This is a genomic window from candidate division WOR-3 bacterium (assembly GCA_039801245.1).
Taxonomy (GTDB): Bacteria; Hydrothermota; Tepidihabitantia; order Tepidihabitantales; family Tepidihabitantaceae; genus JAOABP01.
Genome location: JBDRUF010000003.1, coordinates 1 through 14031, shown reverse-complemented (window position 1 = coordinate 14031; position 14031 = coordinate 1). Strand labels below are relative to the sequence as shown.

The window sequence follows — 14031 nt, the reverse complement described above, 5'->3', positions numbered from 1 at the left end:
TCTCCCCTTACAAGTGTCAATGTCTTATCGCTGGTTATCCACCTTATTTTATCAACCACTGGACTCAAAACCATTCCGCTCCTTTATCACCCTATCAAACTCGGCAATCGCATCTCGGGAAAACCGATGCTCACCAAGATTAAGAATCACATCCAGAGGTAAAGTCAGATGATGGGCACCAGCAAGGAAGGCACCAGCAGCCTCCTCTGGAGTTTTGATACTTGCCGCCACAATCTCCACCGGTCTGCCCGCAGCCCTGATCACCTCAAGCATCTCCCGCACCAACTTCAACCCATCACCCAATAACCTTGTTGCCCGGTTCACATAGGGAATCACATAGGTACAGCCCGCCTCAATCGCCAAAACGGTCTGATGGGCACTGAAAACCGCGGTTGCCGCACAGGGAATCTCTGGCACCAGCCTTGTCACCAGCCCCATATTTTCAGTGGTCATCGGCACCTTCAGCACCACCTTATCCGGGGCAATCTCATAAAACTCCTTTGCCTCAACCTCCCTTTCCTCAACCGAACCTTTTGTCAACTGATAAAAAACCGGACCAGGCACAACCTGGCATATTTCCTCAATCACCTTTGCCGGCTCATCTCCAACCTTTGCCATTAACGCCGGATTGGTTGTGCAGCCCCGCACAAAGCCCAACTCAACCGCCTGCCTCACCTCTTCAATATCAGCGCTGTCAATCAATATCATCAACCCTCCCTTTGCCTGATAAACTCCTCAACCTGCTCCCTTCTTGGCATTGACGGCTCAGCACCCAAAACCGAGCAGGCAAGCGCACCGCAGCCATTGGCAAACCGAATCGCCTCATCAACCGTCTTGCCCTCGGCAAAACTTACCGCCAGCCCCGCGCGAAACGCATCACCCGCACCAGTAGAATCAACAACCTTCACCTGATATGGTGGAAAATTGCGCCTGCCCCTCTGGTCATAAACAATCGCACCCTCGGCACCCACCGAGATGATTATCCCTTTCCTCCCCTTTCTAATTTCTCCCTCAGCCCAAAGGTCAACCGATTTACCCTGGGCAAGCCCCTCGGCCTCAATCTCATTGGGAACGATATAGTCAATCTCCTCAGCAATCGGCATCTGGACATTATGAAACGGTGCCGGGTCAAGCAAAACAACTGCCCCGGCATCCTTGGCAATCGCCGCTGCCCGAAAGGATACCTCTTTCGGAATCTCAAACTGCAGCATCAAAACATCCGCCGCCTCAATCTCTTTCCTTGCCTCCTCAACCTGCTCAAGGCTTAAATGCAGGTTTGCCCGCGAAACCCCGATAATCGCATTCTGCCCCTTCTCATCAACAATCGGACAGGCAACACCGGTCCCCTGTTTCGGGTCGCGCCTGACAAAATCGGCTCTCATCCCCTCTTTTGCCATCTTTTCTAAAAACAAATCGCCAAAATAGTCCTGCCCCAATCTACCCACCATTACAACCTCAGCCCCGAGACGATGGCAGGCAACCGCCTGATTAAAACCCTTACCACCCAAAAAAAGCCCGAACTCCTCACCTGGCATTGACTCACCCGGTCTGGGCAGCCTCTTTACCCTGAAAACCATATCGGTCATAAACGAACCAACAACACAGATTTTTGGTCTATCAGACTTCATAATTACAAAGTTTACCCTTTTACCCGCCTCCCTGTCAAATAAAAAGGACGGGCGTGACAGCCCGCCCGCCCTTTTTCCTGTTAAGCGCGGTTATGGACCAATCGGTGAGATGTTGAACACCTGGGTGCGAATCACCTCAAGAACCGGCTGGGCAAGACCCCTTGCAACCCACTTCTGGATTAAGGTCTGAGCCTCAATCGCCAGTGAGTCGCCAGACAACCCTGCCCGCTGCTTTGCCCACAACTCCCGGGCAAACGAGAGGTAGAACGGATAGTCAATCACCGACACACCCTCGCCATCAAGCACCTGCTTCACCTGGGTCTCCATCGCCACAATCTCAGGAAATGTCGCCTGCACATTGGCAATCATCATCTCCCGCAATCCGGTAAGGGTTGCCGCTATCTTCTGCGGGTCGGTCTTGTTGGTCCACTTGGTGATGCGCCTTATCAGATCAATCATCTTTTATCCCTCCTTCCTGCGGCGGTAGCCGCCCCTGCCGCAAGGGGCGGCTGTCGCTGCAGCAGACCCGCTGTCAGGTCTGCTGCGGAGCTCCTGATTGTCAAAGAGCATTACTTTCTTTGCTTCCATACATATATACGCACAAAATCAGGAATCTGCCAAAAACAAAAGCCCCTATAAACAGGGGCTTCTTTAAGCGACTGTTGCCGCTACTTCGGGACGTTGAACAGTTTCTCCAAGTCAACATCCGGGTATTTCCTCTGAAATCGCCTAAATTCGGCGTCCAGTATCAGTGCACCCTCCAGCACCGGTGTGAGCGTCTTAGCGAAATCAGGATAACGCTTCAAGAACTGCTCAACACTTGGGCGCCTTACGGTCTTGCACTTTTTAACAATGCAACATTGGGAATTTGTCCCCGCCCGCCGATAACTCTTAACCATCCGGATGAATCTATCCATCACATCCAGTTCGGCGTCGGAGATTCCCAAGCGCAAGCGGCGGTAACTCTTTCTCAATTTACCTCCTTTTTCTATTTTCTATACGGTTACCTAAGCCGCTCTCGAGAGCTTTACCCTCTTTGTCTCCACTTTATTTCTCCTTACCTCCTTTAAGCCATACCTCTGTCTGATTCTTGCCAGACCCTTGGCTTGTAAATATCGCACCTGTCTCTGTGTGATATGGAATCTTTGGGCAACCTTCTTATAGGAATAGCCATCCATATAATGGAGAATAAGAACATAGCGCTCCATCATGGGCAACTGGTTGAGCAATCTCCATAATCGCTCTTTTCTTACCTTCTGCCGGTAAATCTCTGCTGGATCCTCGCTTGTTGGATGAAGCGATGTGGTTAAATCCTCAATAGTGTCGATGCTACAGATAGTGATACCCTTGTGCTTGCGCAACCAGTCTATTGCCACCCTATTGGTTATGACCCATAGCCAGGCGAATATGTCAAGCCTCTTGGGGTTATACCGTTCCCACTTGCGGTAAGCCTTTGACTGTGCAATAGATACTATCTCAAAAGCATCTGCCTCGCATAATTTAAACCCCCGAACAACTTTCTCCATGAGCCTCCTTGTAACATCCGGGTTGTATATTGCCATAACCCTATCTCGGTCGGCATCCCGGGGCAAATGCATGGGCATACGCCCTCCTTTCCAAATTGATGCCTTAAAAATAAATCTGGGGTGTGGATTTGGAGCAACCGACCTACATTCCGGCCGATACGACCAAACCCATTAAAATTTACTCGCCATTTAATATCTTTCCCCATTTTTCGCCCTCACTATATTATACGCAACATCGGCAAAAAGTGACAAAGAAACTGACGAATTTAAGGTTCTAACAAATAGACACACCTATCCCCTAATGGATGTTGCGCCATCACCGATGCCTCTAATTCAACCTTCGCTTGACAAAAGTAACAAGATGTCTAACATTAAAAAGTTAAAGATTGTCAAATGAAGACCGTAATAAAGAAGGAGCACTTTTAATGCCTCCCCTATCTGACAACCCGTACTTAGGTCAAAGACAGGCGAGCACTGACTTAACTTTCATTACCAACGAACCCAACCGCACCCTGCTTGACCGCTTTAAAATGCTTATCAAGGACACCCGCCTCTTTGATGTCCTGATAGGTTATTTTTACACCAGTGGATTTTATGCCCTTGCCGAATCTTTATCCGCTACCGAACGCATCCGCATCCTCATCGGAATCGGAACTAACCCAGTAACTGCGAACCTGATTGCTGAAGCCAAAAACAACATCCCGCAACGACTTCAGTTATCCCACAAGGAGACAAAAGAGGAGTTTGCCAAGGCACTGAAATTGGAAATTGAGGCACCTGCTGATGACCGAATCGTTGAAACTGGCGCTCGAAAGTTCGTTGAATGGCTCCGCTCAGGCAAACTGGAAATCCGCGCCTATCCCAGTGCCAACATTCACGCTAAACTGTATATTATGACATTTTCCGAGGGCGACCGGGATGTTGGCAGGGTTATCACTGGCTCAAGTAATTTCTCCCAAGCCGGTCTGGTTGACAACCTTGAATTCAATGTGGAACTAAAGAATCGTGCCGACTATGAATTTGCCTTGAGAAAGTTCAACGAACTCTGGGAAAAGTCGGTAGATGTTAAACAGACCTACATTGACACAATTGAGAAGCAAACCTGGCTCTGCGACACCATTACTCCGTATGAACTTTACCTCAAGACGCTTTACGAATACTTTCGTGACGAACTTGACCAGCCCACTGAGTTATTTCAAGACTACCGACCACCGGGTTTTCTTGACCTTGAGTATCAAAGACAGGCGGTGCTCAATGCCAAGCGCATCCTTGAGGAATATGGTGGTGTAATTATTGCCGATGTGGTGGGACTGGGCAAAACCTACATTGCCGCAATGCTCGCCTCAGAACTCCCGGGTCGCTCCCTGGTTATCGCGCCACCAGCACTCTTGGATGAAAACAACCCTGGCTCCTGGCCCGAGGTTTTCCGTGGCTTTGGCGTCCGTGGTCCGCGTTTTGTGTCAATTGGCAAACTTGAAGAAGCGGTGAATGAGGACCCGAAAACTTACCCGAATGTTTTTATTGACGAGGCGCACCGCTTTCGCACTGAGGACACCCTAAGTTATGAGCAGCTCTCCCTTATCTGTCGGGGACGCAAGGTTGTTCTTGTTACCGCCACCCCCTACAACAACCGTCCCCGTGACATCTTAGCAATGCTAAAACTTTTCCAGAAGGCACGGCGCAGCACAATTCCCAACCTGCCCAATCTGGAGGGGTTCTTCAACCGATTGGAGCAGCGTTTGCGTGGACTTGACCGACAGACTGAATACGACAGATATGTCCAAGTGGTGAAAGAAAATGCCCAGGAGGTCCGGGAGAAGGTTCTCCGGTATTTAACTGTGCGCCGCACCCGCACCGAAATTGAGCGCTACTTTTCCGAAGACTTAAAACAACGAGGTCTCAGGTTTCCCGAGGTCAAAGACCCGGTACCGGTCTTCTATCAGTTAAATGAAACCGAAAATACCGCTTTCAACAACACCCTCCGCCGGCTGGTTCGCGACCTGAAATATGCCCGCTATACGCCCCTATCCTATTATACCGGTGATGTAACCCAGATTGAAAGGCTGTCAGAAAAAAACTTAAGCACCATTATGCGCATCCTCTTGGTCAAACGCCTTGAGAGCAGTTTCTATGCTTTTCGGCTCACCATCGACCGCTTCATCAGGTCATACCGACTCTTCATCCAGGCGTTTGACCAGGGAAATGTCTATGTCAGCAAGAAGCATTTCAGCAAGGTGTTTGAACTTCTTGAACAGGACGACATTGAAGGGATTGAGCGTCTAATTGAAGAAGGTAGGGTTGAAAGATACCCCGCCGACTCATTCAGTCCCAACTTCCGCCAAGACCTTGCCTCCGACCTGCAAATCCTGGAGGATATCGCCCAAACCTGGGCGGGAATTGAGCGCGACCCGAAATGGCTGGCATTTAATGAACTACTTGATTCCGACCCGGTTCTGCAAAACTCCAAACTGATTATCTTTACAGAATCCAAAGAGACCGCCGATTATCTCTCCAACAAACTCGGTGAGAAGTATCCGGGCAAGGTCCTTAAATTTTATGGTTCTGCGGGCGCAGCACTCAAAGCCAAGGTTACCGCCAATTTTGATGCCCGTGCCCGCAACCCCAGCGATGAGTATCGTATCCTTGTCTCTACCGAAGTATTAGGTGAAGGCGTGAACCTGCACCGCGCGAATGTGGTCATCAGTTATGACATCCCCTGGAACCCCACCCGGTTGATGCAGCGTGTCGGTCGGGTCAACCGCGTTGACACAAAACACGCCGCCATTTACACCTACAACTTCTTTCCCACTGAACAGTCCAATGACGAAATCAAACTCCGTGAGACGGCACAGGCAAAGATTGCCGGCTTCATCTCAATGCTCGGCGCCGACTCCCGCTTACTCACCGAAGGCGAGGAGATTACCTCCTATGAACTGTTCAACCGCCTATTGTCCAAACAGACCTTAACCGGTGAAGACCCACAGGCAAAAAGTGAACTCAAATATCTGCAACTTATCAAGTCAATCCGCAACACCCAGCCCGACCTGTTTGAGCGCATCAAGCGCCTGCCGAAAAAAGCACGCACCGGTCGCCAGAGCAACTCTTTAGCACCGGCTCTTATAACCTTCTTCCGCAAAGGCAAGTTGACCAAATTCTTTCAGGTTGAGCCCGGCAAGGAGCCCCAGGAACTGGACTTTTTAACTGCGGCGGAGAGACTTGAGGCAACCGAAACCGAACCCCGGATTCCCCCTGGTCCAGACTACCATGACCTCCTTGAAAGTAATAAAAGCGCCTTTGCCGCAGCAACTGCAGAAGAGTCAATAGAACGCAATCCACCGGGCTCCCGCGATGCGGCAACCCGAATTTTGCATATCCTTAAAGTCCCGGAAATCAGAAACTATCAGGGTTATACCGAAGACAGTGAAGCCTATTTATTGCAGGTGAAGAAGGAACTGGAGGAGGGTGGTATCCCAAAACGGACCTGCTCCCGGCTTCTAAGAGCGCTCCAAGAGGAACTGAAAACCGGGCGTGACCCGCAAAAGGTCCTAACAATCCTCAAACATCACATCCCGCCCGAACACCTGCGCGAACGATATGGGCAGACCACCGCTCAGACCGCTGGTCCCCGCGAGGTCATTTTGTCTGAATACCATCACCCCGCTTAAAGAGGCGAATTATGCCTGAACGCTTCATTCCCCCTCACGGTGGTTATCACAAACTCCTTTCCTACCAGCGCACCGAAATCAAACTAACCAATATTGCCCGCGCCAGCCTTGAGGAGTTGCTTGCCGACTACCGCGACTTTTTGCGAACCAGGTCACTTCCGCTTTGGAACAAGAATCACCCTCAGGCACTAAAGATAAGAAAACTGTGCCAGAAGTCTGATGTGTCCTATGGGACCTATGCGTCCTATATTGAGCAGGGCGACCCGGAAACTGCGGCTAATACCATCGTCTGTCTTATCCATCAGGCAAACTATCTCCTTGACCAGCAACTGCGGCGCCTTGAAGAAAGTTTCGGGCAAGAGGGTGGTTTGCGCGAAAGGATGATGAAGGCACGCCTGGCTGAACGCGCCCGGCAAAAAGGCTAACGGTATGCCCCTTTTTTCTCCCCCCATCCGTCTTATCTCCTCTAAAACCCTATGACCCACGACCAGGCGGTCCGCCTTATAAGCGAGACTTTTGAAAACCCGTTTAACCCTGCCCTTTTCCGGGAATTCATCAAAAATCTCCTTAATCGGCTGGAGGAGTCAACCCTGACCATCCCCCCCAGCCAACTTCCCGCCTCATTTCAGCCCTATGTCAAAACGCTTGAACGCATCGGTTTCTATCAGGAGCCGTTTAACAGCCGCCTTGATGTGCTCGTTGTCCAACTTCAAAAAGAAACCTCACTTTATCACGCCCGCGCAATGCAGCGCAACCTCATCGGTTACTACCTCAACCAGCGGATTGGTGGCTACCCTGCCGATGCGGCGCTGGTAGCATTTGTCCCACCCGAGTCCGACACCTGGCGTTTCTCCCTTGTCAAACTTGCCTACCGCTTGGACACAACACCCAGCGGCAGGGTTGCTGCTAAACCCGAGCTCACACCCACCAAGCGCTTCTCCTATCTGGTTGGCAAAGATGAAGGCAGTCACACCGCCCAGTCCCGACTTTTGCCCATCCTTGAGGATGACGCAACCGACCCGACACTCCAGCGGATTGAGGATGCCTTCAGCGTTGAGGCGGTAACCGAGGAGTTCTTTGACGGCTATCAAGATGTGTTTGAGACCCTGCAAAAACTCCTAATGGAACAAACGGAGGACAAGGTTTGGGCGCACGACTACGCACTCCAGTTACTGAACCGGCTGATGTTCCTTTACTTCATCCAGAAGAAACGGTGGCTTGGTAATAACCCGAACTTTATCCGCACCTTCTGGCAAGCCTACCAGAACTCCAACCAGCCCAAAGACACCTTCTTCTCTGACTGGCTCTCCATCCTCTTCTTTGAAGCCTTCAATCAGAGTTTCCAGGCGGGCAGACAGGACCGCAAACACCTGCCTGAAGAAATTCGCACCGCCCTGGCAACCGCGCCCTATCTCAACGGCGGTCTCTTCTCCCGCAACAAACTTGACGAAAAATACGACCCAATTGTCCCGGACAGTTTCTTTGCCCTTCTCTTTGACTCCTTTCAAGGCACTCAACCCGGCTTCCTGGAGCGACACAACTTCACCATCACCGAGTCATCGCCCCTTGATGTTGAGGTTGCGGTTGACCCGGAGATGATTGGCATTGTCTATGAGCAACTGGTGAACATCACCTCTGAGGGCATTACCAAGGAGGACCAGCGCGGCAAAGCCGGTATCTTTTACACCCCGAGGGTGGAGATAGACCTGATGTGCCGACTGGCTCTTGTTGACTGGCTCGCCAATCATCTGGGCGAAAACCACAAACCGCTCCTATATCGGGCAGTCTTTGCCTATGACCAGCCGGACAAGGAGTCAGCCGACAACGAAATCGCCCGCCTCAACCTCTGGCACAAACTCAACGACCTTTTGCGCTCGGTTACCGTGTGCGACCCTGCCTGCGGCTCCGGCTCATTTCTGGTAGGAATGCTTCTTGTCTTAGACGACCTGATTGCCCGTGCCAATTACCAGTTGGGTATAGAGGAAACCCCTTACCAGCGCCGGCGCAAAATCATCGGCTCAAGCCTCTACGGCGTTGATGTAATGGAATGGGCGGTCCATATTGCCGAACTGCGCCTCTGGCTGCAACTGGTTGTTGAGACCGAACTCAAACCTGCTGAAAGAGCCCTGGTCCCACTTTTGCCCAATCTCAACTTCAAATTGCGCCAAGGTGACAGCCTGCTCCAGGAGATAGGCGGCATCAACTTCAACCTCCACCGCACCCATCTGGACCTGCCCCCTTATCTTAAAGGCAAAATCACCCAGTTGAAGGGCAAGAAACTACGCTATTTCTATGGGGAGACAAAAGGCTTGAGCGAGGAACTTCTCAAAGAGGAGGAAAAACAACTGTTTCAGGATGCGCTTTTCCACAAACGCCACGCCCTCTCCGAGGAAATCAAAACCCTTACCTGTAAGATTGAGTCACTATACGACCAATTAACCCTTGCCGATACCGGCAAGCCAAAGGAGTTAAACCTCCTTATTGCCCAATGGCAGGCGGAAAAAGAAAAAAAGGAGGCAGAACTTGAGCGGGTTGAACAGGCACTCAATACCATCAGGACGGTTAAGGACATCCCGTTTGTCTGGGACATCGCCTTTGTGGAGGTGTTTGAGGGCGAAAAGGAAGGGTTTGACATCGTCATCGGCAACCCGCCCTATGTCCGTCAGGAGATGATTGCCCCGCCGCTGCTGCCCGAGGATGAGTATTCCAAAGACGACTGGCGCGAACTGAAAAAGATGCATAAGGAGAAACTGCGCCTCTCGGTCATTTCTGCCTGGCCCGACTTCTTCAAGGGACGGCAGCCCGATGCCAAAAGCGACCTCTACATCTACTTCTACTTCCACGGTCTGTCCCTCCTGAACCCAAAGGGCTCATTCTGCTTCATCACCTCCAACTCCTGGCTTGATGTCGGCTACGGCAAAGACCTCCAGGAGTTTCTCCTCAGACAGAGCAATGTCAAGATGATTATTGACAACGAGACCAAACGCACCTTTGCCCGGGCAGATGTCAACACCGTCATCGTCCTCCTCGCCGCCCCTGAAGAGCGCCGCGATGCCGGACTGGACAAAATCGCCCGGTTCGTGATGTTCAAGGTGCCATTTGAGCAGGTCCTCTCCCCGGTCATATTTGAGGAGATTGAGGAAGCAAAAGAAAGAGCCATTACCAAAGAATATCGGGTCACCCCCATCCGCCAGCGCACCCTTTGGGAAAACGGCATTGAACTACCTGAACCTGACGAAACCAAACGCGGCTCTTCTGCCCCATTAATCAAATCTGCCCGCTACATCGGCGACAAATGGGGCGGAAAATACCTAAGGGCGCCAGATATTTATTTCAAGATTCTTGAAAAAGGGAAAGGGAAACTGGTAAGATTGGGAGATATTGCTGAGGTGAGGTTTGGTATTAAAACCGGTGCCAATGAGTTCTTCTATCTAAAACCTGTTGGTATGACCGTTAAACAGGTTGCTGAGATTTCAGAGAAGGAGCCTTCTCGCCTGATTCCTGTCCAAAATGGTGCGGGCTGGGAAGGTGAAATTGAGGCAGAGTTTTTAAAGCCGGTGATAAAAAGCCCGAGGGAATTAAAGACAATAATTGTAAAACTTGAAGACTTAAACTACCTTGTCTTTATGTGCCATAAATCGGAAAAGGAATTAAAAGGAGCAAAGGCTTGGGAATATATAAAATGGGGAGAAAGGGAAGGATTTGACAAAAGACCCACTTGTAAAGGAAGACCAAGATGGTGGGAGTTAGGTGAATGGGAAATTAGCAAAAATATCCTGCCAATGTTTGAAAGAGAAAGAAAATATTGTTTTTATAATCAAGCAAATGCTTTCATAGATGCTGCCTTATATTGGGTATATAAAAAGTGCGATATAGAAGATGAATCGTTGAATATGTTTTTAAATAGCAGCCTTATAGGATTATGGAAAGAACTTCTATGTCGTCCACCCGAAGGTGGTGGAGGCGGACCAATACAAATGAAAGTATGTCATTATAACGAAATGCCAATACCTCCAATAGAAAATATTAAATTTAATAAAAAAATTTTTGCTAACTTCATTTTTAAAGAAATCCACCCCATCTTCACCGAACTCGGTTTTGACCCTAATAAGCCCATCAGGGAGCAGGAGCCAAAGCCATTACCAGACCGCAAAGCACTTGATGAGGTTGTCTTTGATGCCCTCGGATTAACCGAAGAGGAGCGGAAAGAGGTCTACTGGGCAGTTGCCGAATTGGTTCACGCCCGCCTCACCAAAGCCAAAAGTGTTTAAGCGGGAATACTGATTACACCTATTATCTCTCTCAGGATTTCCCTTCTCAGCCCGTAGCCCTGCCATTTTTCTATTGCCAGTTGCACCTGCAGCACAAGTTGCCTCCCTGAATAGTGACGCCAGAGCCGGTCAATGTGCTGGGCAAAGTTGCGATAGTACAGAAACTGATAAACCGGAACCCTTCGCTGTTCAAGGATGCGCCTTACCTCTAACCAAAGGTTCTCCAGATAGTTGCGCATCTGTTGATATGCCTCAACCTGTCCCTTGATGTCCTCATCCCAGCGCCGGCTGCATTCACCATTTACCAGCCGGCGTAAATACCTTTCTGCCGCAACATCTGCAACCCCTTTTGCCCTGAGCCTGAAACCGCTATCAAGCCGCCCTGGCATCATCCCTCTTTTGCCTCTTTGCCCATTCATAAACCTCGCACACTAATAGTTGCAAAAGCTCCCTATTCAGTCCAAACCCCTGCCATTTGCCGATGCAGAACTTGATATGCTGGGCAAGATAGGGTGACTGGCTGCACAAAAGCCTGATAACCTCTCTCAGAAACCAGCGGCACTGGTTCTGACGCACCAGACTCAGACCCATACCCCTTAAGAGCGGCTCAATCTCCTGCCAGGAGCAAATCTCCGCCTCCTTTTGTTCAACAACGGCAAAAGGGTTATTTTCCGGACTGGCGGCAAGTTCTCTAAGAACACCCGCAAACTGCCGGTTCAGGTTAATCCTATTATTTTGCTCTGCCATTTTCCCCTCCTTTCTCTTCTCACATATTTATACGCAAATTATAGAGAAAGTGCCAAAATCCCGGTCAGTGACCAGCCCAGGGGTCATCCCGGGGACAGTCCCCCCTACCATCTCCGCTTTTCTCCCTGATGCCCTTTTGGGTGCTGTCTCAGGTTGGGCTTCAGGCTCTGCCCTGAACACCATTTATCCTGTTATACCCCTTGCCCTTCCCTTTTCCCCGCCCAAAACCGCACCGATATCAATCTCCCAGATTTTCTCTGAAACCACGCCCAAAACCCTTTCCACCCCTGCCCTGATTACACTATCCCCGACTCTCTATATATTAGCCCTCATCAGGGTCTAACCCGTTGCCCTCCTTTTAGTTAACCTGGCATCTCTTTGTCTTCCCTTTTGTTTCGGTTATGATAATATGAACCGATGGTGAGAAAAGTGGCTAAGCGGTGGCTCAATCTGCTCCTATTTTCCCTCTCTCTCAACTTTAGCCCATCCTTTGCTCAGGCTGACATCAGCTGGCATTCAGTTGGTCCAGGTGGTTGTGGCTGGTTTACAACTGTGGCGTTTGACACACTCAATCCAGGAACGGTGTTTGTGGGCTCGGATGTTGGTGGTGTTTATAAAACCACCGATTATGGTCTCTCCTGGCGCATCGTTAACAGCGGTCTTACCGACTATTATGTGGAAAGGGTTGTGCCCCATCCCCAGGAGCCTGGCACGCTCTTCCTTGGCACCTGGGGTGGTGTGCACAAGAGCACTGATGGCGGTGAGACCTGGGTGCCAAAAAGAAATGGGTTTCCACCGCCCGGGGTTTACAACTACACCGCCCCGGTTGGCGCAATAGCGGTTGACCCGCAAAACCCATTAACCGTCTATGCCGGCATCGGTATGCCCAGGCTCGGTCATAATGATGTTAGCCGCTGGGCACCGGTTCCTACCAAGGGCGCAATCTTTAAAAGCACCGACGGCGGTGAAAACTGGCGGATGATTCGCAACACCGGGATTGACACCACCGCGCTCATCTCCGCCCTTATAGTTCACCCTGACAGTGCCCACATCCTGTATGCGGTTGCCCATAACGGCGTCTACAAAAGCACCGACAGCGGTGAGACCTGGACATTGAAAAACAACGGTCTGCCACCATTCTCCGACACCATCACCCCGAGGAATATCGCCATCAACCCCCAAGACCCAGATGAACTCTATCTCACCATCATCTCCGACACCATCCCCTCTTGGCGGGGCGGCGTTTTTAAAACCACAAATGGCGGTGAACTCTGGTTTGCCTGCACCACCGGTTTAAGACCGTCAAAATACATTGACATTGTCATCAACCCTAAAAACCCTGCGGTTATTTACACCGGTGCGATTCACTTTGGCTCCGGCGGGGTTTACAAGTCTATTAACCGCGGACAGACCTGGGCAAGGATTACCACCACCCTCAATGTTCTACCAGGCTGGGTCCGCTTCTATGGCACGCCCCAGCCCTATGCCCTGACCCTAAACCCGGCAGATACCGCGATGCTCTTTTACTGTTCAGCCGAGGCGGTTGTCAAAACCACCAATGCCGGTCTTAACTGGCACCAGTGCTATACCGAATCCATCGGTCCGGATGACAACTGGAAAGGCCGGGGTCTTGAGGTGACCTGTATCAGGCATATCCTTGTTGACCCGGTTGACTCCAATCTGATTTATGTCGGGCTTGGTGATGGCGGCACCTGGAAGAGCACCGACCGGGGACAGTCCTTTAAATGGATTCACGACGAACTGCAGCGCTATGGCAACACCTGTTTTTACCTTGCCATCCACCCCGATTCCACAAATATCATCTATGCCGGTGCCGGTCCCTGGGTTGTTGACTCCGGGCTTCTGTTTCGCTCCACCGATGGCGGTGAAACCTGGGGCATTTTAACCAATGAACTGCCCAGACATACGATTGGACCGATTATCATTGACCCGACCAACCCAAGCGTTATCTACATCTGGCTGAACAGATACGGAGTTTACAAGACCACCGATGGCGGCAGCACCTGGCTCTGGAAAAACAACGGTCTGGGAATAACTCCGGGGAGCGACTCCTTTGTCCAGTCCCGTCCCCAAATAATGGCAATTGACCCTGACAGCCCCTCAACCCTTTATCTCACAGTTGGCAGCCGCGGCAGGGTTTACAAGACAACCGATGGTGGTGAAAACTGGTTTC

12 protein-coding genes are annotated in these 14031 nt (G+C 50.7%); 4 read left to right on the top strand and 8 right to left on the bottom strand.

Going from position 1 to position 14031, the window contains the following annotated elements; all coding sequences use genetic code 11:
• Positions 1–51 precede the first annotated feature (51 nt).
• The 6 genes from ABIK47_00800 to ABIK47_00775 all read right to left on the bottom strand — a co-directional run bounded on the left by ABIK47_00800 (position 52) and on the right by ABIK47_00775 (position 3232).
• The gene (locus ABIK47_00800; GenBank protein MEO0019165.1) at positions 52–708 is read right to left on the bottom strand and encodes a transaldolase family protein; all 657 of its coding nucleotides are present in this window, start codon (positions 706–708) and stop codon (positions 52–54) included.
• Positions 708–1628, bottom strand: a complete 921-nt coding sequence (locus tag ABIK47_00795) for a ribokinase (protein ID MEO0019164.1) — start codon at positions 1626–1628, stop codon at positions 708–710. Before ABIK47_00795 ends, ABIK47_00800 begins: the two co-directional genes overlap by 1 nt.
• A 90-nt stretch (positions 1629–1718) precedes the next feature.
• Positions 1719–2087 (bottom strand): hypothetical protein, encoded by a 369-nt coding sequence (locus ABIK47_00790; protein MEO0019163.1) that lies wholly within the window; start codon positions 2085–2087, stop codon positions 1719–1721.
• A 3-nt stretch (positions 2088–2090) separates the two neighbouring features.
• Positions 2091–2216, bottom strand: coding sequence for a hypothetical protein (locus ABIK47_00785; protein ID MEO0019162.1), 126 nt, complete (start codon positions 2214–2216; stop codon positions 2091–2093).
• A gap of 80 nt (positions 2217–2296) precedes the next feature.
• On the bottom strand, positions 2297–2602 hold the full coding sequence (locus tag ABIK47_00780; protein ID MEO0019161.1) for a hypothetical protein: 306 nt from the start codon (positions 2600–2602) through the stop codon (positions 2297–2299).
• A gap of 33 nt (positions 2603–2635) precedes the next feature.
• Positions 2636–3232: a sigma-70 family RNA polymerase sigma factor gene (locus ABIK47_00775; protein ID MEO0019160.1), complete on the bottom strand. Its 597-nt coding sequence runs from the start codon at positions 3230–3232 to the stop codon at positions 2636–2638.
• A gap of 347 nt (positions 3233–3579) precedes the next feature.
• Between ABIK47_00775 and ABIK47_00770 the strand changes: the two genes are divergently transcribed.
• Genes ABIK47_00770 through ABIK47_00760 form a run of 3 tightly spaced genes read left to right on the top strand, consistent with a single transcriptional unit; the run spans position 3580 to position 11090 of the window.
• Complete coding sequence (locus ABIK47_00770) at positions 3580–6819, top strand: helicase-related protein (protein MEO0019159.1); 3240 nt, start codon at positions 3580–3582, stop codon at positions 6817–6819.
• An 11-nt stretch (positions 6820–6830) separates the two neighbouring features.
• Entirely contained in the window at positions 6831–7244 is a 414-nt protein-coding gene (locus ABIK47_00765; GenBank protein MEO0019158.1) for a four helix bundle suffix domain-containing protein, read from the top strand.
• A 51-nt stretch (positions 7245–7295) separates the two neighbouring features.
• The gene (locus tag ABIK47_00760) at positions 7296–11090 is read left to right on the top strand and encodes a DNA methyltransferase (GenBank protein ID MEO0019157.1); all 3795 of its coding nucleotides are present in this window, start codon (positions 7296–7298) and stop codon (positions 11088–11090) included.
• On the opposite strand, the gene ABIK47_00755 is transcribed toward ABIK47_00760, so the two are convergent.
• A complete protein-coding gene (locus tag ABIK47_00755) occupies positions 11087–11479 on the bottom strand; it encodes a hypothetical protein (protein ID MEO0019156.1) in 393 nt (130 codons plus the stop codon). The two genes, ABIK47_00760 and ABIK47_00755, sit on opposite strands and share 4 nt — an antisense overlap.
• The gene (locus ABIK47_00750; GenBank protein MEO0019155.1) at positions 11463–11837 is read right to left on the bottom strand and encodes a hypothetical protein; all 375 of its coding nucleotides are present in this window, start codon (positions 11835–11837) and stop codon (positions 11463–11465) included. The genes ABIK47_00755 and ABIK47_00750 overlap by 17 nt, the downstream gene beginning before the upstream one ends.
• A 417-nt stretch (positions 11838–12254) precedes the next feature.
• On the opposite strand from ABIK47_00750, the gene ABIK47_00745 reads away from it, so the two are divergent.
• Positions 12255–14031: hypothetical protein (locus ABIK47_00745; GenBank protein ID MEO0019154.1), on the top strand; the 1777-nt coding region annotated here is incomplete at its 3' end.